This is a genomic window from Clostridium cibarium (assembly GCF_014836335.1).
In the GTDB taxonomy this organism is placed as follows: Bacteria; Bacillota; Clostridia; order Clostridiales; family Clostridiaceae; genus Clostridium; species Clostridium cibarium.
In genome coordinates this window covers 38,237-60,217 of record NZ_JACSRA010000009.1, presented here as the reverse complement: position 1 = coordinate 60,217, position 21,981 = coordinate 38,237, and the positions used below count along the sequence as shown (strand labels likewise).

Annotated in this window: 19 protein-coding genes; 15 read left to right on the top strand and 4 right to left on the bottom strand. The window is 29.2% G+C overall.

What is annotated here, in order from left to right; genetic code table 11:
- Window positions 1–61: 61 nt before the first annotated feature.
- The 4 genes from H9661_RS07405 (at window position 62) to H9661_RS07390 (ending at window position 2,876) form a co-directional block, all read left to right on the top strand.
- Window positions 62–760, top strand: a complete 699-nt coding sequence (locus H9661_RS07405) for a phage replisome organizer N-terminal domain-containing protein (RefSeq protein WP_191768044.1) — start codon at window positions 62–64, stop codon at window positions 758–760.
- Window positions 761–904: 144 nt separating this feature from the next.
- The gene (locus tag H9661_RS07400) at window positions 905–1,318 is read left to right on the top strand and encodes a cupin domain-containing protein (protein WP_185966892.1); all 414 of its coding nucleotides are present in this window, start codon (window positions 905–907) and stop codon (window positions 1,316–1,318) included.
- A 42-nt stretch (window positions 1,319–1,360) separates the two neighbouring features.
- Entirely contained in the window at window positions 1,361–2,533 is a 1,173-nt protein-coding gene (locus H9661_RS07395) for an iron-containing alcohol dehydrogenase (RefSeq protein WP_191768117.1), read from the top strand.
- Between the two features lie 22 nt (window positions 2,534–2,555).
- The gene (locus H9661_RS07390) at window positions 2,556–2,876 is read left to right on the top strand and encodes a carboxymuconolactone decarboxylase family protein (RefSeq protein WP_143318284.1); all 321 of its coding nucleotides are present in this window, start codon (window positions 2,556–2,558) and stop codon (window positions 2,874–2,876) included.
- A gap of 731 nt (window positions 2,877–3,607) precedes the next feature.
- Here the strand turns inward: H9661_RS07390 and H9661_RS07385 are convergent.
- The gene (locus H9661_RS07385; RefSeq protein WP_341480412.1) at window positions 3,608–4,672 is read right to left on the bottom strand and encodes an oxidoreductase; all 1,065 of its coding nucleotides are present in this window, start codon (window positions 4,670–4,672) and stop codon (window positions 3,608–3,610) included.
- A 121-nt stretch (window positions 4,673–4,793) separates the two neighbouring features.
- Between H9661_RS07385 and H9661_RS07380 the strand changes: the two genes are divergently transcribed.
- The 7 genes from H9661_RS07380 to H9661_RS07350 all read left to right on the top strand — a co-directional run bounded on the left by H9661_RS07380 (window position 4,794) and on the right by H9661_RS07350 (window position 14,481).
- A complete protein-coding gene (locus H9661_RS07380; protein WP_143318282.1) occupies window positions 4,794–5,129 on the top strand; it encodes a winged helix-turn-helix transcriptional regulator in 336 nt (111 codons plus the stop codon).
- Window positions 5,130–5,715: 586 nt separating this feature from the next.
- Window positions 5,716–6,264, top strand: a complete 549-nt coding sequence (locus H9661_RS07375; protein WP_191768040.1) for a hypothetical protein — start codon at window positions 5,716–5,718, stop codon at window positions 6,262–6,264.
- A 271-nt stretch (window positions 6,265–6,535) separates the two neighbouring features.
- Window positions 6,536–6,805: a hypothetical protein gene (locus H9661_RS07370; RefSeq protein ID WP_143318281.1), complete on the top strand. Its 270-nt coding sequence runs from the start codon at window positions 6,536–6,538 to the stop codon at window positions 6,803–6,805.
- Between the two features lie 129 nt (window positions 6,806–6,934).
- On the top strand, window positions 6,935–8,350 hold the full coding sequence (locus H9661_RS07365; protein ID WP_191768038.1) for an amino acid permease: 1,416 nt from the start codon (window positions 6,935–6,937) through the stop codon (window positions 8,348–8,350).
- A 280-nt stretch (window positions 8,351–8,630) separates the two neighbouring features.
- Complete coding sequence (locus tag H9661_RS07360) at window positions 8,631–12,059, top strand: pyruvate carboxylase (protein WP_191768036.1); 3,429 nt, start codon at window positions 8,631–8,633, stop codon at window positions 12,057–12,059.
- 268 nt (window positions 12,060–12,327) lie between these two features.
- On the top strand, window positions 12,328–13,512 hold the full coding sequence (locus H9661_RS07355) for an MFS transporter (RefSeq protein WP_191768034.1): 1,185 nt from the start codon (window positions 12,328–12,330) through the stop codon (window positions 13,510–13,512).
- An 84-nt stretch (window positions 13,513–13,596) separates the two neighbouring features.
- Complete coding sequence (locus H9661_RS07350; RefSeq protein WP_191768032.1) at window positions 13,597–14,481, top strand: aldose 1-epimerase family protein; 885 nt, start codon at window positions 13,597–13,599, stop codon at window positions 14,479–14,481.
- A 90-nt stretch (window positions 14,482–14,571) separates the two neighbouring features.
- Here H9661_RS07350 and H9661_RS07345 read toward each other — a convergent pair whose 3' ends face one another.
- Window positions 14,572–15,300 carry a LytR/AlgR family response regulator transcription factor gene (locus tag H9661_RS07345; RefSeq protein ID WP_143318238.1) on the bottom strand — a complete coding sequence of 243 codons (729 nt, stop codon included), beginning with the start codon at window positions 15,298–15,300 and terminating at the stop codon, window positions 14,572–14,574.
- Window positions 15,301–15,546: 246 nt separating this feature from the next.
- Between H9661_RS07345 and H9661_RS07340 the strand changes: the two genes are divergently transcribed.
- The 3 genes from H9661_RS07340 (at window position 15,547) to H9661_RS07330 (ending at window position 17,771) form a co-directional block, all read left to right on the top strand.
- Window positions 15,547–15,705: a hypothetical protein gene (locus H9661_RS07340; RefSeq protein WP_185966885.1), complete on the top strand. Its 159-nt coding sequence runs from the start codon at window positions 15,547–15,549 to the stop codon at window positions 15,703–15,705.
- Between the two features lie 12 nt (window positions 15,706–15,717).
- On the top strand, window positions 15,718–16,344 hold the full coding sequence (locus H9661_RS07335) for an accessory gene regulator B family protein (protein WP_191768030.1): 627 nt from the start codon (window positions 15,718–15,720) through the stop codon (window positions 16,342–16,344).
- Window positions 16,345–16,466: 122 nt separating this feature from the next.
- A complete protein-coding gene (locus H9661_RS07330; RefSeq protein ID WP_191768028.1) occupies window positions 16,467–17,771 on the top strand; it encodes a sensor histidine kinase in 1,305 nt (434 codons plus the stop codon).
- Window positions 17,772–17,856: 85 nt separating this feature from the next.
- Here H9661_RS07330 and H9661_RS07325 read toward each other — a convergent pair whose 3' ends face one another.
- Together H9661_RS07325 and H9661_RS07320 are read right to left on the bottom strand one after the other, a co-directional pair.
- Window positions 17,857–18,597 carry a TIGR03915 family putative DNA repair protein gene (locus H9661_RS07325; RefSeq protein WP_143318241.1) on the bottom strand — a complete coding sequence of 247 codons (741 nt, stop codon included), beginning with the start codon at window positions 18,595–18,597 and terminating at the stop codon, window positions 17,857–17,859.
- A 10-nt stretch (window positions 18,598–18,607) separates the two neighbouring features.
- Window positions 18,608–19,951, bottom strand: a complete 1,344-nt coding sequence (locus H9661_RS07320; RefSeq protein ID WP_143318242.1) for a putative DNA modification/repair radical SAM protein — start codon at window positions 19,949–19,951, stop codon at window positions 18,608–18,610.
- A 145-nt stretch (window positions 19,952–20,096) separates the two neighbouring features.
- On the opposite strand from H9661_RS07320, the gene H9661_RS07315 reads away from it, so the two are divergent.
- Window positions 20,097–21,230, top strand: coding sequence for a deaminase domain-containing protein (locus H9661_RS07315; protein WP_143318243.1), 1,134 nt, complete (start codon window positions 20,097–20,099; stop codon window positions 21,228–21,230).
- Window positions 21,231–21,981 lie beyond the last annotated feature (751 nt).

Here is a 21,981-nt window from a genome sequence, read left to right as displayed (position 1 = left end):
TTTAGTATATATCTTAAATAGAAGAAGCATAAAAAAATAAAAGTTAAGGGGAAGATAATTCATGAGAGAGAGAAAATATGTGAAATTTAGAGTTGATATGTACGATGATACTAAATTTAAGATAATAGATATGAAACCAGAAAGGGACCTTATTCATTATGTTTGGACTAGAATTGTAACTTTAGCTGGAAAGGTAAATTTGGAAGGTAATTTATATCTTTCTAAAAATATTCCATATACAGTAGAAACTTTGGCTATAGAATTTAACAGGGATGTAGATCAGATTAAATTAGCTTTAGATGTTTTAATAGATTTAGAGATGATTGAATTTGATGAAGGTAAGATTTATAGGGTGAAAAATTTTGTGAAACATCAAAATATTAAAGTTAAAGAGAAAAATAAACTTAATGATAATAAAGAGAAAATAGAAGAGCAAGAAATTAATATGAAAGATGATATACATAATAAGGACGAGGAATATAAAAATAAAATAGAAGATACTAATGATGAGTTTAATAAAGAAATAAATGTAATTAATAATGGAAGTGAAGATATAGTTTGTAACGATCAGGGGCATATTCCTTTATTTTTAGATGCCAAAAATAATAAGAAGACACATAAAAGGAAAAAGAAAAGTAAAAACTCTGACATTACAGGTGAAGAAATTGAAGATAGTGAACTAGTTTGCTTTCATGATGGATATGAAGAAAGTCCTTTAGGTAAAAATGAATCTATTGCTCATAGGTGGGCTTTTTGCTGACCAATGATTAAAATAAAAAAACTTGACTTGGAGTTAGCTCTAAGTAGTAGGATGGAAATATAATATTTCTTTGTTGCGTAATTAAATTAGTATAAGATTCACAACATAAAATATAGGAAAGTAAAAAATTTGGAGGTGATATTAATGAATAGTTTAGAAGAATTAAAAAGAGCTACAGTATTCCCTATGGGAGAAGAAAATAGAATGTTTGAAAAGTATTTTATAGGAAAGAGCTACTTAAACATGTTGACGATGGAAGGAATAGGGATAGGTAATGTAACTTTTGAACCAGTATGCCGAAATAACTGGCATATACACCATAAGGGGGGCCAGGTGTTATTATGTACTGCTGGCAGAGGATACTATCAGGAATGGGGAAAAGAACCACAAGAGTTACATCCAGGAGATGTAGTGAATATTTCGCCAGAAGTAAAACATTGGCATGGAGCTGCACCAGATAGCTGGTTTGCACATCTTGCAGTAGAAGTTCCAGCAGAAGGAGCATCTAATGAGTGGTTAGAGCCTGTATCTGAAGAGGAATATGGAAAACTAAAATAAAAAATGTTGATGCGCAAAAGAGGCGCAGGAATGGAGAAAAGAATGAATATAGATTTTACTTATCAAAACCCAACAACAATACATTTTGGAAAATCAGCTTTAGATAATTTAAGTAGTGAGCTTGCAAATTATGGTGATACTATTATGCTTGCTTATGGAAAAGGTGCCATTAAGAAAAACGGACTTTATGACCAGGTTATATCTATCTTAAAGGAAAATGGTAAAAGTATAGTTGAATTATGTGGAATTATGGCAAACCCAACTTATGAAAAAGTCATGGAAGGAGCTAAACTTGTACGTGAGAATAATGTAGATCTTATTTTAGCTGTAGGCGGTGGTTCTGTAATTGACTGTGCAAAGGCAATTTCCGCATCTGCATATTGCGAAGGAGATGCTTGGACACGTTACTGGGTAAACTTTGAACCTGTAGATAATAAAATAGTATCAGTTGCATCTATTCTTACATTGGCAGGAACTGGATCTGAAATGAATGGGGGATCAGTTATTACCAATAATGATGTGAAACTTAAAATGGGACGTGTTTTTTCATCAGAAATGAATCCTAAATTTTCAATATTAAACCCTGAATATACATTTACACTACCTAAATATCAGATGGTTAGCGGAATCTTTGATATGATGTCACATTTGATGGAAGCTTATTTCTCAGGTGAAGATGATGTTACTAGTGATTATTTAATTGAAGGACTTCTTCGTTCTGTTATCAACAGTGCAAGAATTGCAGTACAAAATCCTAATGACTATGAAGCAAGAAGTAATTTAATGTGGAGTTCTACCCTTGCAATGAATCCTATTATGGGATTGAGCAAGACACAAGACTGGGAAGTGCATATGATAGAACATCAACTTGGTGCTTATACTGATTGTGCACATGGTATGGGCCTTGCGGCAATATCACTTCCATATTACAGATATATCTATAAGTTTGGTTTAGATAAGTTTGTTCGTTTTGCTAAGCAAGTATGGGCTGTAGATGAAACTGGAAAGACAAAGGAAGAAGTTGCTTTAGCTGGTATTGATGCTATGGAAAGTTTTATGAAAGAATGCAGTATAGTAACTAATATAAAAGAACTTGGTGCAACAGAAGAGATACTTCCACTAATTGCAAATTCAACTGTGCTTTTAGGAGGATATAAAGTATTGACAGCAGATGAAATATTAGAAATTTTAAAGATTGCATGTGCTGCGGGATAGTACAGAAAGAAGGAATATAATTATGAAAAAACAAACAGCAGGTAGAGATGCTCTTGGATCATTTGCACCTAAATTTGCAGAATTAAATGATGATGTTCTTTTTGGAGAGGTATGGGCAAGAGAAGATAAATTATCATTAAGAGATCGTAGTATCATTACTGTAACTGCACTAATAACAAAGGGAATATTTGATAATTCCTTAAAATATCATATTGCTAATGCAAAGAATAATGGTGTTACTGCTGAGGAAATATCAGAAATTATCACTCATCTTGCGTTCTACGTAGGATGGCCTAATGCATGGGCAGCATTTGCATTAGCTAAAGAGGTATATGGCGAGTGATGAATTAAATTTCCATAAAACTTAAAAGAATAGAATGAGATGTTCCAAGTGGTTATGTTTTTTAAGGTGATTTAGAAAGAATAATATATTGACATAAAGTCAACTGTACCATTTATCATAGGGATATAGATAGAGTTAACTACTTATGAATGACCATTATTAGCAGGGGATATATGGAATTGCATCATTAAGAATTTTTACTCTAATTCCATGCACAGTTTTTATAATTATTGGAGGAGTTTTATTTAATCTATTAGAATCATTTATGCTAACTGCTATTGCAAATCTAATTAGTGAGATTTTATTATTTTACTTTGTAAAACTAACATTTGGTATGAGTTATCAAAATAAAATAATAAAAAAATACCCTAAAATATATAACATGATAAAAAAGAATAATGGAATAATGAAGTTACCGAGTAAAAAATAAGCATATAGATTATATAAATTTTAAGATGTGTTAGAAGTAAATAATTTATTCCTTTAATAAGGAACTATTTGAAACTCTATTATCTGAATAGAATTATTAATAGAATATGTTCCAATCCTTGAATATAGTTTTTCACGTGCTGTTATAGTAAGAATACAATCTGCAAAGGTTGTTAAAAATGCCCCTCAATCAAGGGCACAACCAGTGTATCATCAGTTTTTATCAAGCGCAAAAGTTGTACAAAAAAGCTGATTCTGTTTAATACAGAAATCAGCTTTTCTAATAAGTAAAAGTATTATAATTATTTATTATTTCGTTCAAATACAACTTTACCAGCACAAACTTTAGATTGGCTAAACCACATACATTTAGCACATTTTAAACACTTACCAGTATCTTTGCTTTCCTTAGCATCATTTGCCCAATTAGGATTTATAAGGAATCCTCTACCAATATCCACTAAATCTACATTTGTTTCAGTTAATATATCTTCTGCATTCTCGGCTGAATAGATACCATCAACTGCAAATATTGGAACAGAAACTTCTTTCTTAATTTCTTCAGCTGCATAAACTGCATTAGAGAATTTATATCCTTCAGGCGCATTCATTTCTAGTTCATTAAAGAATCCATAAGAAATGTCAAGGAAGTCTATGCCATTAGCTTTTAATACTTTAGCATGATGCAATCCATCTTCAACTGTTGGTTCAAATCCACCTAAACGTATTCCTACAACAAATTCTTCAGGAGTTACTTTTCTAATTCCTTCTAATATTTCTGTTACAAAGTTTTCAGGATTCTTTCCATATGCATCAGTTCTTTTATTTACTCTCTTATTTAAGAATTGGCTAATTAAATATCCATGGCAACCATGAAGTTCAATTCCATCATAGCCGGCTTCATAAGCTCTTCTGGCAGCTTTAATATAGTCATTTTGTATAGATTTTATATCTTCTATAGTCATTTCACGACCAACAACAGTTTTTAAAGGATTTTTATATTCATAGGCACTTGGGCATAATGGAGCTTCAGATATTCCAACAACTCCTGCATGATGAATTTGAATAAATATAGCACAGTTTTCTTTATGAACTGTATCAACTATAGTTTTTAATCCTTCAATTTGTCCATCTTCCCATATTCCAAGTTGTTTTGAAGATAATCTTCCATCAGCATTAATACATGTAGCTTCTTGAATTATTAATCCAGCACCACCTTGAGCTAATTTTTTATAACGTTCAACATTTTCTGGTGCTACATATCCATCAGGAGAAAATCCAACTACCATTGGAGGTACACAAATACGGTTTTTAATTTTTACATTTTTAATACTAAATTCTGAAAATAGCTTTTTCAAAAATTCCACACTCCCATTTTATTAATGATTTACACTAAACCTATAATTTGATATGGTATTAGTATATTTTATATAGGAACAAAATATCAAGTACGCACATTTTTGTGCCTTAAATTGGGGGGATTATTTTATGAAAGAAAAGTTAGAAAAAACAATACACATATGTCATGGCAAATGTCCAGTTGTTGATGCTCTTGAAGTTATTGGGGGAAAGTGGAGAATTCCAATCATTTGGAATTTATATACAGACAAGATACTAAGATACAATGAACTTAAAAGAAGTATACCTGGAATAACTAACATTATGCTAACCAGGTCTTTACAGTCTTTAGAGCAGCATGGACTCGTAAAAAGGATAGAATATAACAAGGTTCCTCCTCATGTTGAGTATTCATTAACAGAGAAATGCAAGGGGCTTATGCCTGCATTAGAAATTATAAATGAATGGGGAAAAAGCATTTCCTAAGTTGATATGCTGAATTTTGTAGCATTTTAATAGAAAAAATTATTACAGTTCTTATAAATACAAATGTGAAATTCAAAAGGATTTATCAGATTATATGAGTAATTTTGAAAGGGACATTATAATTATCATAAACAAATAAGAATAAGTATATTCTTTATTCTCTTTTATGACTAAAGCATCATGTTAAATGACTAATTTTGAAGAAAAATTATTTCATGGCAACAATGGTGAAGTAATAGTATTTTGTTGTATAGCTTATATATATTAACAAAATAGTTGAGAAGAGGCAAAGATGAAGAAATACATGCTAATTAAACTAAGAAGAATACTTTTATTTTCTATAATTAATCCCTTATTTATGATGGTATATTGGATTTTATTTTATGAATTATATACCTTATGTAAGTATGGAAAAATGAACAGTAATATTTATATACTGCTTGCTTGTATGCTGTTTTATTTAATTTGGTTTATAATTGTAATAACTAAATTTATGAGAAAACCAATAAATATACCAAAGTAGATAATAGATAAATATGATTTTGATGAGTTTGGGGTAAAGATTCTACAAGAACAAGATAAGGAGATGAAAGTATATTTTCAAAATATAAAGTCATTTATAGTAAATTATGATAGTAAAAAGTCAGATGAGATAATAGTAAATTTAGATGGGTATGTTAATGAAGATTATAACGAAGAAAAACTTTTAGATCCATTTATTGAGACGATGAAGGGTCTTCCAATTAAGGATTCCATAGAATACTGGAATGAAGAACATTTTGGAATTCTTTATTATGGAAAGAAGAGCTTTGGATATAATACTGATGGAAATGTGAAGGCAGCAACAAAAGCACCTACAGAATTAATTGGATACTTTGCGTCCTTATACGTACCAGGAAAAGAAAAAACATATATGCCTTACAGATATGCTTTGGAAGAGGACTTAGCTAATATTAAGCAAGAAGAACAGTTAAAGAAAAATAAGGAAGAAGAAGATGCGGCTAAAAAGGCAAGTAGTGATACAGAGCAATTTTATTTATCAGATAAAGTTGGATTCGTATGTTTATCTCATAGTGGTGGTATTACGGTTGAGTTATATGGAACGCAAGATGGAGGTCATCCTTCCAAAAGATAACTTTCCCACCGATTAAAGTAACAGTAAGTGGGTTAGAACCATATAATCCTTTTGATTTTCCTGAAATGCCTTATGAAAAAGATGGAAGTCTTAATGTCTTGGTTGGACAAGGCAAAGATGTTTTAACGAAAATTACGTAGATTTATAAACAATATGATGTGTGTTTATAGTACACAAGATCTTTAAAAAATACAAATGTGTCAAATGTTTTCACATTTATGGTGATTTAATTAAAATGATAAAAGTTAAGTGCAGGGAGGTGGCAGTACCCATGATTAATGAATTTAAAGAATTAGTAAAGCCAACAGTGGAAAATCCTATAAGGTATACTGAAAGGGCAACAAGGGATGTTAGAAGGGCCCATTTTACAGAGGAGATGTTAAAACAAGTTATTTTAAATCCTAAAAAGATAGATAAGTGTGGGAAAAATATTTTTATTGTTTATGGGGAAAAGACTGCAAAAATGAAAATCGAAATCGTTGAAAATGCAAATTTGCTAATCCATTGGTTTGAATATAACAAAGTACCTTTTTTTGGTTAAAAGGGTAAAAGAATTTTATTATTAGATATGTTTAAAACATATCATGTTAATTGTAGTTATTTCCTAAGAGTGATACAATATTCACATTACAATTTTAATTTGAAGAAATAAATTTTGGGAGTATATACTATGAAAGAAGAAAAACAAGTAGAAAATGAAGAATTGCATAGAGGTTTAGAAGAAAGGCATATTCAATTAATGGCCATAGGAGGGGCCATTGGAGTAGGATTGTTTTTAGGATCTGCAGGTGCTATAAATAAAGCGGGACCAGCTTTGTTGTTAACATACATAGTTGCTGGAGCTATATTGTTTTTCATAATGCGTGCCCTTGGAGAAGTTGCAGTAGAAAAACCAGTAGCTGGTTCTTTTAGTTCATATGCAAATGACTACATATCTCCTCTTGCTGGATATTTAACAGGATGGACTTATTGGTTTATGTGGATTGTAACTTGTATGGCAGAAGTTACTGCAGTAGGTGTTTACATTAACTTTTGGTTTCCATCTATTCCACAATGGCTATCAGCCCTTGGAGCTGTTATTTGTATGACACTTGTAAATTTAGTTGCAGTAAAAGCTTTTGGAGAATTTGAATTTTGGTTTGCACTTATAAAAGTTGTAACCATTATTGCAATGATAGTTGTAGGAGTAGTAATGATTACAACTGGATTTGGTAATGGTGGTGTTGCTACAGGAATTTCAAACCTTTGGTCTAATGGAGGTTTCTTTCCAAATGGATTTAGTGGACCTATTAGCGCATTAGCTATGGTAGCTTTTGCTTTTGTTGGGATTGAACTTATTGGTGTTACAGCAGGTGAAGCAAAAAATCCAGATAAAACTATACCATCTGCTATAAACAAGGTTTTCTGGAGAATTATGATATTCTATGTAGGAGCATTAGCTGTTATGATGTCTATTTATCCATGGGACAAGATAGGAACAATTGGAAGTCCATTTGTTTTAATATTTAGTAATCTTGGAATTAGCGCTGCAGCTGGAATTATTAACTTTGTTGTATTAACTGCTGCATTGTCAGCTTGTAATAGTGGAATATTCACAACAGGTCGTATGCTTTATAACTTATCTCGTGAAGGTTTAGCGCCTAAGATGTTTGGAGAACTTAGCAAAGCTCAAGTTCCTAAGAACGGAATTTTGGTTTCATCATTTTGTATGCTTATAGGAGTTTTCCTTAACTATGTTGTTCCAGGTAAAGTATTTTCATATGTTACAAGTGTTGCAACTTTTGCAGGAATCTTTGTATGGTTTATAATTCTATTAGCACAGATGAAATTTAGAAAGAAGCTTAATAAAGAGCAAGTATCTAAATTAAAATTTCCAATGCCATTATATCCACTAACTAATTATATAAGTATGGCTTTCTTATTTTTTGTATTAGTGGTTATGTGTTTTAGTCCAGATACTTTAATAGCAGTTATTGTTGGACCAGTATGGTTATTAATTTTAGTTTGTTGTTACTATGGATTTGGACTGGCTAAAAATGAAAATAAAGAAATTGCGGATGATGAAGAAGTAAGCGAAGCTAGCTAAAAATAAAATTAGAAGATATATTTAAAGAATAAGTATTTTGAAAAGGGACTTGGATTCAAGTTCCTTTTTTTCACTAGATTATAAAGATTTTGAGTTGTTAAAAGTAGAAAAGTATGCATTATATTGATATAAATCTAATGATTTCGCTAATAATTGCAATTTTCATTATAATTAAATTGCAATTTTCAGCAAAATATATTGAAAAATACTGTATTCAATATTATATCTAATGGTATAATAATATGAGTAAAAAACACCGAATGAAGAAGGGGGCACAATCTTGAAAAAATTTAAAAGAGTTTTAGTTGCTAATAGAGGAGAAATTGCTATTAGAATATTTAGAGCTTGTAAAGAGCTTGGAATAAGGACAGTTGCAATTTACTCAAAGGAGGATAAGTATGCTTTATTTAGAACAAAAGCAGATGAGGCATATGAAATTGGCAAAAACAAAGGACCTATTGAAGCATATTTGAATATTGATGAGATTATTGCAGTTGCATTAAAAAAGGGTGTAGATGCAATTCATCCAGGGTATGGATTCTTATCTGAAAATCCTGAATTTGCACGAAAGTGTGAAGAAGCAGGTATTGAGTTTATTGGACCTACTGGCGAAATGATAGAAATGATTGGGGATAAAATAAAATCAAAGCTAGTTTCCAAAGAAGTTGGAGTTCCAACTATACCAGGAGTTGAAAAGCCTATAAATACTGAAGAAGAAGCATTAAAATATGCAAACTTCTGTGGATATCCAGTAATGTTAAAGGCTGCTGCTGGTGGTGGCGGCAGAGGTATGAGAATCGTAAGAAAAGAAGAAGATTTATTAGAATCTTTCAATAGTGCAAAAAATGAAGCTAAAAAAGCTTTTGGAATAGATGATATATTTATAGAAAAATATATTGAAAAACCAAAGCATATAGAAGTTCAAGTTTTAGGAGATAAAAATGGTGATATAGTTCACCTATATGAAAGAGATTGTTCTATTCAAAGAAGACATCAAAAGGTAATAGAATTTACACCAGCTTTTGCTATTTCTGATGAAAAAAGAAAAGAAATATGTGAAGATGCATTAAAAATTGCAAAACACGTTAAATATAGAAGTGCAGGTACATTAGAGTTCTTAGTAGATATGCATGGTAATCACTACTTTATAGAGATGAATCCAAGAATACAAGTTGAACATACCATAACAGAATTAGTCACTGGGGTTGACCTTGTACAAAGTCAAATATTAATAGCAGAAGGTTATGGTTTAAAATCTGATGAAATAGGATTATTTAGCCAAGATGATATAAAAACAAGAGGATATGCAATACAGTGTAGAGTAACAACAGAAGATCCAGCTAACAATTTTGCACCAGATACAGGAAAAATTGAAGAATACATAACAGGTTCAGGATTTGGAGTCAGGTTAGATGGTGGAAATGGCTTTACAGGTGCAATTATTAGTCCATATTATGATAGCTTATTAGTTAAAACATCAGCTTATTCAAGAACATTTAATGATGCTGCAAGAAAAGCTATTCGTGCAATTCAGGAATTTGTTATAAATGGAGTAAAAACAAATGTAGACTTTGTAATTAATGTATTAAATCATCCTACATTTTTAAGTGGCCAATGTGATACAAACTTTATAGCAGATAATCCAGAATTATTTTTAACAACACCAAAGATAGATAGTGAATTAACAGTACTTAAATATATTGGAAACAAGGTTGTAAATGAAACTTTAGGTGTTAAGAAGGATTTTGACGTTCCTAAAGTGCCAAAAATACAATTAACCGAACCTTTAATTGGAACTAAGCAAATATTAGATTCAGAAGGTCCTGATGGAGTTGTAAAGTGGATAAAGGAACAAAATAAGTTACTTCTTACAGATACAACAATGAGAGATGCTCATCAATCGTTAATGGCTACAAGGGTTAGAAGTACAGATATGATTAAAATTGCAGAGGCTTCAGCATTACATGGAAAGGATTTATTTTCATATGAAATGTGGGGAGGAGCTACCTTTGATGTAGCTTATAGATTCTTAAAGGAAAATCCTTGGGAAAGGCTTACAGAGCTTAGAAAAAGAATTCCTAATGTATTATTCCAAATGTTAATTAGAGGAGCAAATGGAGTTGGATATAAGAATTATCCAGATAACGTTATTAGAGAATTTATTAAGGAGTCAGCTAATTCAGGTATAGATGTATTTAGAATATTTGATTCTTTAAACTGGATAAAGGGAATGGAAGTTGCAATTGATGAAGTCATCAAAAATGGTAAGATAGCAGAAGCTTGTATATGTTATACTGGAGATATTTTAGATAATAAAAAAGATAAGTATAATTTAGATTACTATGTTAAGATGGCAAAGGAAATTGAGAAAACTGGAGCTCATATACTTGCAATAAAGGATATGTCGGCTTTATTAAAGCCTTATGCAGCATTTAAGTTAATTAAAGCTTTAAAAGAAGAAGTTTCAATGCCTATTCATCTTCATACTCATGATACAACAGGAAATGGCGTGGCTACAGTATTAATGGCTGCTGAAGCAGGTGTTGATATAGTGGATACAGCCTTTAACAGTATGTCAGGATTAACAAGTCAGCCTGCATTAAATTCTGTAGTTGCAGCTTTGAAGAATACAAATAGAGATACAGAAATTAATTTAGAAGGTATTCAAAAGATATCAGATTATTGGAGTGCGGTTAGACCTGTATATGAACAGTTTGAATCTGATTTGAAGTCAGGTAGTGCTGAAATATACAAGTATGAAATACCAGGGGGACAGTATTCAAACTTAAAGCCACAAGTTGAAAGTTTTGGACTTGGGCATAGATTTAATGAAATAAAAGAGATGTACAGAAAAGTAAATGGTATGGTTGGAGATATTGTTAAAGTTACTCCTTCTTCAAAGATGGTAGGAGATATGGCAATATTTATGGTAAAAAATGATTTAACACCTGAAAATATCGTTGAAAAAGGAAAGGGCATGGCTTTCCCAGATTCTGTTACAGCTTATTTTAAAGGTATGATGGGGCAACCTATGGGTGGTTTTCCAAAAGATCTACAAAAGTTGGTGCTTAAAAATGAAGAGCCAATAACTTGTAGACCAGGAGAACTTCTTCCATCAGAAGATTTTGAAAGAATAAAAAAATATTTAGATGAAAAATATGAAATAAATTCTTCTATGAAGGAAATCTTAAGTTATGCACTTTATCCAGATGTTTTTGAAGAATATTTGAAAAATGTTAATGAATATGAAAACCTAAAAAGGATGGGTAGTGATATTTTCTTCCACGGGTTAAAAGAAGGAGAAACATGTGAAGTTGAGGTAGCTGAAGGAAAAGTACTTATTATTAAGCTACTTGAAATAGGAAAACTTGATAGTGAAGGAAAGAGAAATGTTGAATTTGAAATCAATGGTAATAGAAAAGAAATTAAGATTCAAGATAAGTTAAGTGCAGTTAAGTCAGAAACTATTGAGGTTCCAATGGCAGATCCAAATAATAAGTATGAAATAGGATCAAGTATTCCAGGTACTGTTGTAAATGTGCTGGTTAAAGAAGGGGATAAGGTAGAGGAAAATCAAAATGTTATAGTTGTTGAGGCTATGAAAATGGAAACAATAATAAATAGTTCTGTCCCAGGAACTGTTAAAAAGTTACTTATAAAAGAAGGTCAACAAGTAAAAACAGGGCAGGCTTTGATGATTTTAGAGTAAAAATAAATAATCTTATAGATAAAGAGAGAATTTTTTCCTATAGAATAGGAAAAAATCTCTCTTTTATTATGATTAAATAAAGCATATCATTTACTTAGTAAGGAAAATTAACATACAACTATGTGGCATAAATAGATTAGAAAGTTGTATTTTTACAGATTAATGGAGTACATAAAATAGGCCCCACTTAGCTAGACATGATATTAAATAAGGTGATATGATGTTATGGTCAGTGGGACTATTAAATTAAATAAAAGGAGTAAAAATAATGAAAGATAGCTACAGTTTTAAATTTAAGCTATTTTATCTAATATATTATGGAGCAATAGGGTCATTTATGCCATATATAAATGTATATTTAGAGAAAAGTGCTAAGTTAAGTGGGTCTCAAATTGGAGTAATTACAGCGTTAAGTTTAATATTTGGATTTTGCGTTACTCCTATATGGGGGATAATTGGAGATAAGACTAAAGGGTATAATGCTTTATTAAAAATTTCTCTTGGTGGCGCATTAGTAATGGTTGTTTTATATTACAATGCATCAACCTACTTAGAAATAATTTTATGTGCAATAGGATTAGAGATGTTACGGTTAGGTACCACACCAATGTCAGATACTTTAGCTACTAGCTACTGTCACAAGATTGGTGGTAATTATGGTTCTATTAGGGCGATGGGATCTTTAGGATATATGTTATCTAGTATGATTGTTGGCTTTTTGGCAGATAAGATTGGGTTAGACGGACCACTATTTATTAGCTATGCTTGGCTATTAATTATCGCGTTGCCAATTACCTTTAGTTTCCCTAAGAATTCAAGAGAAGACAAAAATAAAGAGGATAAAGTAAAACAAGGAAACCTCAAAGAATTAATAACTAATAAAAATTACAGATTTATTTTAGGGATTACTATATTAACAACAGTGATTGTTGATTCTTCAACTAATTATGCGGGAAATCATTTAGTATCTACCTTAGGAGGTTCTGAATCTTTAATCAGCTGGATGACTTTTATCACAGTGTTGCCTGAAGTAGTATTCCTAATGATAGCTATTAAGATAATTAAAAAAATAGGATTTAAAAAATATTATATTTTAGTTGTACTTTCAATGATATTAAGATTTGGAATCTACTCAGTAACTAGCAATTCCTATGCATTCTTAGCAGCAAGTATTTTTCATTGTTTAGGAGTTTCGATTTCTACAGTTGGTAGTCTAACTTATATTAGAAATTCTGTTAATACAGCAATGTTGGGTACTGCAATTACTTTATTTAATGCATCTACATCCATAGGTAAAGCTTTCTTCGGATATATTTTTGGCGTTGTATATGAATATGGTAATAGCTATATGATATTCATGATATGTGCTACTGCATTTATAGTGGCGCTTTTAATTTTACTTAGAACTAAGCGATTTGATAATATCTATGTCAGTAAACATAAGGTAGGTTAATATATAATTTAAGAATAGCATTTTTAAATAGTTATGCTATAATATTTATATTGTAAAAATTACCCAAATAGATAGGAGAAAATTATGATTGTAAAATTTGAAAATGAGTTTTTAGAAGTTTTATCATCAAGTCATGGGGGAGAGCTTATAAGTATAAAGGGAAAGAAGGACAATGTAGAGTATTTATGGACAGCTGATTCAAAATACTGGGGTAGGCATGCACCTATATTATTTCCTATAGTAGGAAGAGTTAAAGATAATAAATATAGGGTTGAAGAAAAGGAATTTGAGCTTGGGCAACATGGATTTGCAAGAGACTATGAATTTGATCTATTAGAGAATAAAGATAATACTATTGTGTACAGATTAGTAAGTAGTGAGGAAAGTTTAAAAAAGTATCCCTATAAATTTCAATTAGATATTGAATATAAGTTATATAAAAATATGTTAAAAGTAACGTATAAGGTTAAAAATATAGATAATGAAAAAATTTACTTTACTATAGGGGCACATCCAGGGTTTAATTGTCCTTTAATTAAAGGAGAAGATTTTGAAGACTACTATTTAGAGTTTAATAAGAATGAAAATGCCAGAAGAGAATTACTTGATAAAGAGTCTCTTCTATTTACAGGAGAAAGTGAACTTGTTTTAGATAATACAAACATTTTAAAATTATCTAAAAACTTATTTATCCAAGATGCATTAATATTCGAGAATTTAAATTCCAATGAGGTAACTTTAAAAAGTGCTAGGAATGGTAAGAGTATTTCTGTGAACTTTGAAGGGTTTCCTTACCTTGGAATATGGTCAAAGCCAAATGAAGCTCCTCTTATATGCATTGAACCTTGGGTTGGACATGCTGATCCTGTTGATTTTAATGGAGATTATAGAGAGAAACCAGGAGTAATTTCTTTAGATGTTGGAAAAGAATTCACTTGTGATTATTGTATATTTATAAATCAAGATTGATATTAGAAAATATTTTATCATTAGAAACCCCAAATAAGTGTCGGGGCTTCTTAATATTTCATGAAGTACTAGCAATAGGGAATTAAGTACTTATTTAGATAATAATTTTTTTATGCCGCGGGTTGAGATAAGACATTCTTCATCATTTATCATATACACAATGCGATTTTTCTTATCTATTTCTTTAATTTTATTTTTATTAATTATAAATGAATTGTGGCATCTACAAAAATTATCAGAGAGCATATTTTCTACTTCTTTCATTTTTCCATAAAACTCAATCAATCTACTGGTAGAATGTAATGTGATTTTATGAATAGTTGAGGAAGTTTCGAAAAAAATTATGTCATTAAAATCAACGTTAATTATTTTATCATTAACCCTTATGGAGAATACCTCCTGAATGGTTGGAGATTTACATGTGTATCTACTATTGGAATTAATTATGCAGTCCCTTATCCTTTGGGCAACATTGTTATAATTATCTTTTATTATATAATCCATGGCTTCAACTTTATAAAGAAAGGTTAAATAGCTCATTTCTGCATGAGTAGTTATAAAAACTATGAATCCTCTAGGATCAAATTCTCTTATTTTTTCAGCTAGTTGGATTCCGTTAATTTTAGAATGCAAGTTAACATCTAAAAAGTATAGTCCGGAAACACTAATAGATTTTAAATAATCTATTATTTTAAAAGGATCATTAGTACTTAGTTCTATATCCATATCATAGTTTTCTATAATTAAAATGTTCTTTATAATTTTTTCGAGCCTTTCTTTTTCGATTTTGTCATCTTCACATATAAAAATTTTTAGCATTTTTATCCCACCCAGTCCTATAATTTAACAAAACATCATATATTTTAGTATACTACAATATTTTAACACAATGTATGTATATAATTTGAAGATTTTATTAAAAAATGCGCAGATATTACATTTTTGTGTTAAATAATTACGTTTTTTATATAAAGTGTATACGTTTTTACTGTTTTTATTTAAAGATGAAAAGACGAGCTATACTAAAAATATAAAATAAATATTTTAAAAAGGTGGTTTTATAATATGAACAATAATTCTAAATCAACATTAACAGGAAAGATAGCTGAAACTTTTATGAAGATAGGAGATGTACATGCAAAGGAATATTCAATAATTTTAAATTATTATGAACCTGAGGTATCTCTTAGTTTATTAGAAAATACAAATTCAGATGAAAAATAAGGAAGTCATTAGATGAAAGAATTATTACGAAATTTTAATCCTTGTAATTTTATATGTATGAGAATGTTTAATTATTTTAAGAAAAAGTTAAATTTAGATCCGCTACAATTAGAAAAGCTATATTTAGGGATTATGGTTATAATGTTTAATGTACTTGAATTTGTAGTAGTATTTGTTGTAGCATTTTATATTGGAGTCATAAAAGAAGCTTTATTATTTTTTATTATGTTTGCATCAATAAGATGTACAGCAGCAGGTGTGCATTGTAAAAACAACTTAGCATGCATGGCTATTACTTTAACATCTTATATTGGAGCTTCATATATTTCTGTGAAGTATCCTATAAATTGTTCTTTAGCTTGCATTATATGTGTTATTTGTGCAGTGCTTTTATGTAAGTATTCTCCAGCTGATACAGAAAAACGTCCTATTTTAGGTGCAAAACATAGAAAAAAGCTTAAAATTCAAACAACAATAATGTCATCTATTTTAATACTAATAAATTTGTTATTACTAAACAAAAGTATATTTAATTTAACAATGTTTGCATTAATTCTTGAAACTTTAAGCGTTTTACCTTGGAGTTATAAGTTATTTAAGGCAAGTTATAATAATTACAAAAAATATGAAGTTGTTTAGAGATGGATTGATTAAAAGGATAGTGCGATTATAGAAAAGTTTCCATAATATATATTTTTTTATTTATTGTAAATTAAGTTTGATTTATACTGATATAGAGAAGTATGTAAGGAGGAAATGTAATGTATAGTATTAATATATTAACTTCAATTATAATTTCTGTAATTGCGCTATTAATAGCATTTGTAAATATTAATCCTTATAAGCTTAAGGTTAAGGAATATATTGTTATGATGCTTTTGATTGTAGTAACTTATATGACGATATTTTTATTTAATTCTAAATTTGCTTCAGTATCTTCATATATTATTCCAATGTTTTTTATTTATAAAAAATGTCATAAAGTAAAAGAAAGTTTAGTTTTGGGAATAGTTATAACATTGACCATAGTAGTAGTAGATAGTTTTATTGGAACTCTTACTATAAAGTTGATGTCAGATAAATTTCTAGAAACTGGAGTAGGATATTATATAGCTTGTACTATCATAGCATTAGTATTATTTCCTATTAGCAAATTTGTAGGAAAATTGTTTGTAAAGTATAAGAGATTTATAGTTAACAGTTATAATTCTAAACATTTTGCTTTAGTATATATAATATTATTAGCAACTTTTATATTATTTTATGTAAATATAAATTGGAACAAATCTTCTAATCCTGTTTATTTGACAGAAGTAAATGGCGCTGTGTTTACAGTATATGGGTTTATAATGGTTTGTATCTGTATTTCAATATTTTTAATAATGAGAAAAGAAGAGAAATTTAGATATAAACAAATGGAAATGGACAAGCTTCGAGAATATACTGAAAACTTGGAGCAATTGTATATGGATATGCGTAAATTTAGGCATGACTATATAAATATGATTTCAACTATGGGGGGATTTATTGAAGATAGAGATATCGATGCTCTAGAAGGCTATTTCAATGAGCATATATATCCGTTAAATAGAAAAATAAATAGGAATAATTATAAGTTAGGTTTGTTGAAAAATATAGAAATATCTGAAATTAAAAGTCTTATATCAGCAAAAGTTATTCGTGCTCAAGAATTAGGATTAGATATTATAATCGATGTAATTGAGCCAATAACTAAGATTAATATGGATATTATAGAATTAAGCAGATGTTTAGGAATAATATTTGATAATGCTATTGAAGCAGCATTAGAAAGTGAAGAAAAAACAGTTAATATAGGATTGATAAAGAAAAAAGAATCTGTAATTATTGTTGTTATAAACACTTTCAAAGGAGAAATGCCTCCACTCAGTAAGTTATTTAAAGATGGTTTTTCAACTAAAGGTCAGAATAGAGGGTTAGGTTTGGGGAACTTAAAAGATATCGTGAGCCAATATAAAAATATAACTTTAGATACATATATAAAAGAAGATAAATTTTTTCAAGAGATTGATATAAGTAATAATTAGTGATTATAATGAAAAGTAAGAAGGAGCTGTATTAGAATGAAGTTTTTGAAACTGAGTCTAGTGCAGCCCTTTTTGCTTATTGTTTTTATATAAGTTCTGTGAGGTGATCCCAATATCTCTTAGGCATATGTTGATTACGCAATCTATGATTTTTACGTTCTTTTATGTTAACTGCTTTATAAAAAGTCTTCCAAAGTGCTTCAAATTCATCATCGTTATTGGAGGAAACAAGAATTTTAGAATTTTCCTTTTTCAATTCAGTTATAACAGCGGAGTCTTTATTATATACTATTGCAAGTTCCCTTTTTAAATCATGAATTATAAAGTTTTGATCAGAAAATCTTCTAGTGAAATGACTAAGTATTAGAGGTAAAATATTGTGATCAGGTTCAATAGAAGCGTAAAAGCTTAATGGACCTACCTCTTTAAACCTAACGAATCCAGTAAATCTATGAGCTTCATGAGTAACCTTTCTTACATATTTATCAACTGAAATTATAATATCATTATTCTTAGCCAAGTTAATATTTACTCCAATACTATAGCAAAGCCTTAGGTATTTTAAAGAGAGAGAATCTGATTCTGAAATATCACTAAGATATAGGTAATAAATATTTCTTAATACATCGTCACTAAGTTTTTCTATAATACTTTTGTAAACTCTCTCAAATTTATCATATTCAGTTTTAATATTTATGATTTCATTAAGAAATGAGGGGATATAGTCTTTGGATTTAGTTATTATGCTATCTTCTTTAAAGCTATAGGCATAGAAAATGGCAGTAAATAAACCTTCAAAAGTATTATCATATACATATTCTTTCAAAATAAGCCTCCTATAATTCACCTGTAATTGAAGTGGATTTATCAGTTAATAAAAGTAATTTGTTATTTTTAGAATTCATGGGAAGAATTAAATTATTCATATTGTTATTAAAAAAGGTTAATTGCTCTGCATCGTCATCTATTAAATTTAAATCAAATTTAGGAGTAAGAGCCTTTTTTATTTTCATATGGTCAAAGGATACTGAACCATAATATTTACCCTTGCAGGTAATGAAATATTGAGCTCTCTTTATAACTATTCCAAGTTTTTTTAAATCAAAAAAGTCTAGTGAATTAATTTTACGTGCACTTACTATTTTTTGGGCACCACGTATTCCAATGCCAGGAATTCTTATAAGCGTGTTATAAGGGGCTTTATTTATTTCTACAGGAAATAGGTCAATATTGTTTAAAGCATAAGTTGTCTTAGGATCAAAGTTAATATCGAAATTTGGATTCTTGTCATTTAGTAATTCCTTTGCCTTAAATCCATAAACCCTGAGTAACCAGTCACCTTGATAGAGTCTATGCTCTCTAAGGGTTGGCGGATTTTTTAAAGCAGGAAGATTTTCACCATTATTAACAGGAATATAGGCTGAATAGTAAACTCTTCTTAGATCAAATTTGTTATATAAGTTTTCTGTTAAGTTTAAGATATTTAAATCGCTGTCTTTTGTAGCACCAACAATAAGTTGAGTGCTTTGACCTCCAGGAACAAAAATAGGTGAATTTTTATATTTTGCACGTTCATATTTGCTTACAATAATATTATTTTTGATATCTCCCATAGGCTTAAAAATATCATCCTTATTCTTTTCAGGGGCTAATAATTTAAGAGAACTTGATGAAGGTAACTCTATATTTACACTCATTCTATCAACTAATGAGCCAGCTTTTTTTATAAGATTTTCATCAGCTCCGGGAATTGCCTTTAAGTGAATATAGCCTCTAAAATTATGTTCATTTCTTAATTTGTAAACAACTGTTGTAAGGAGTTCCATAGTAAAGTTAGGACTTTTGATAATTGAAGAACTTAAGAATAAACCTTCTATATAATTACGTCTATAAAAATTCATAGTTATATTTACAATTTCTTCAGCAGTGAAAGAAGCCCTTTCAATATCGTTAGATCTTCTATTAATACAGTATGAACAATCATATATACAATAATTTGTTAAAAGTATTTTAAGTAGAGATATACATCTTCCATCTGGAGTAAAACTGTGGCATATACCACTTGTAGCCGTTGAGCCAATGCTTCCCTTTTTTGAACTTCTACTTGAGCCAGAAGAAGAACAAGACACATCGTACTTAGCTGCACCAGTTAAAATCCTTAGTTTTTCACTTAATTCCATGTTACATCACCAATCTTTACATTTTTATAAGTTAAGTATAACTCATGAGAAATAAAAGAACAAGTGTTCGATTTGTACATAATTAAACTATATGTTAAATTAGTTAATGGTAGAAAGATGTGAACTATAAATATGAGAGGTAAAAATGATAGAAAAAGATACTCTGTTGAGGAAGAAAAAGAAGGAACGAATAAGAATTAATGATATAAATTCATTTAAGTGTGCCTTAGAAAGAGAAGGATATAAAATAGATGAATCTAATGAAGAAGAATTCAAAGAAAAAGTTGCAAAAATTTTTGAAGTAGATAACAGTGTAACAGATAGGCTTTATAGATGTATTAGTAATACAGAAATTACTTATAAAGCAGATGATGTCAGAGACTTTATAGATTATATAGAAAAGATAATGTTATTTGAAGATGAACATAATAAATTGTGTAAGAAGATAAGTGGAGTAAAAAGACTAAATATAGATAGAATTGAATATGAAAGAGAACCTACAATTCAGGATAATGTTGAAGATATTATAAAAGATATCGAAAAAATAAAAGGGAATGTATCTAGAATGATAGATGAAAGAGAGAAAGAGAAGTTAGTAAGAATAGAAAATGAACTAGATAAGGAATATCTTTATGCCAAAGATATTGAACTGCTAAAGAAAATGCTCCTTATTAAAAAAGAAGTTACACAAGAAAAATATAATTCTATGACTAGAACTAAAACAATATCTATTGAAATAATTGGAGATATAAATTGTTCTTATATAAAAGCTAAGAAAGGAACTGTTGAGTATCATGATCATCTAACTACTAACATACCTAGAATACGCCGTTTGAGAAGAAACATAAACAAATATATGACAGTACATAAGAATGAAAAAACAACATTTAATATAGATCAGAGTGAAACACTACAAGATTCTATTAATATTGCAGTGGCAGTATATGATAATAAGGAGTTTAAAGCTATAAGTGGAAGTAATGATATAAGTGATTATTGCATTGCACCATCAGAAGATGATGCGTTTTTTAAAAGTAGCAAAGTTAATAAATTAGGTAAATTAGGGATAGGGTATAATAGAGTTAATGATAGTGAAAAAAAGATATTTGAAGAAATACATAAGCAAATAGAAGCTAAAGAATTAAATAATGAAGGAAATCTTATATTATATAGTAAATGGGAGCCGTGTCCAAGCTGCTGCTTTGTAATTAGTCAGTTTTGTAAAAAACATCCCAATATAGATGTGCAGATAAAATATATTAAAAAATATGGTGAATAGAGAAGATTATTATAGAAGGGGTTGTCCTAAAATACATAGATAAGTATTTTAGGACAACCCCTATATTAGTTATAAAAAAAATATTTTTCAACTTATTACTATTTAAAAGAAAGAAGAAGTAGCAATAAAGTTGTTAATTTTACAATATTATCAATATATATTGACAGAAAATGTTAAATAAAAAGAATTTAAAAGATTATGATACCGTAGTAATAAAGGATTATAATGATAAATTTAATTTGAATTTTTTCGCTGAGAATTTATTTAATTATGGGAAAGGGGTAGTCTATATAAATGTTTTAATAGTAAGGTAAAAGAGGATACTAATATAGATATACCAGTTATACTAATTGTGGGAGAAAGTGAAATAGGGATCCAGAATTCCTTGAAACTAGCAGAAGCTTTTAAATTGAAAGATTATAGATGTGGATTGTATTCAGATATATATTCATGTGCTTTTCTTAATTTTGCAAAAATACCATTTAGGGAAGTTAAAAGAGTACTAATAAACTATAATTTTTCTTTTTTATAAATTTAGAATATAATCTATTTAATTAAAATTTTATTGAAAATAGTCTTTATATGATATTGTTACCTCTAGTTTTTATAATATTTAATGTTGTTTTTATGTATTTTTCAGAATCAAATATAATTTATTATATTATTGGGTTAGCGCCAAATGGTACAAGGATTATTTTTTTGTTTCCATTCCGGTGGTAATAACATCTTTTTTATTTAATAAGTCTATAAA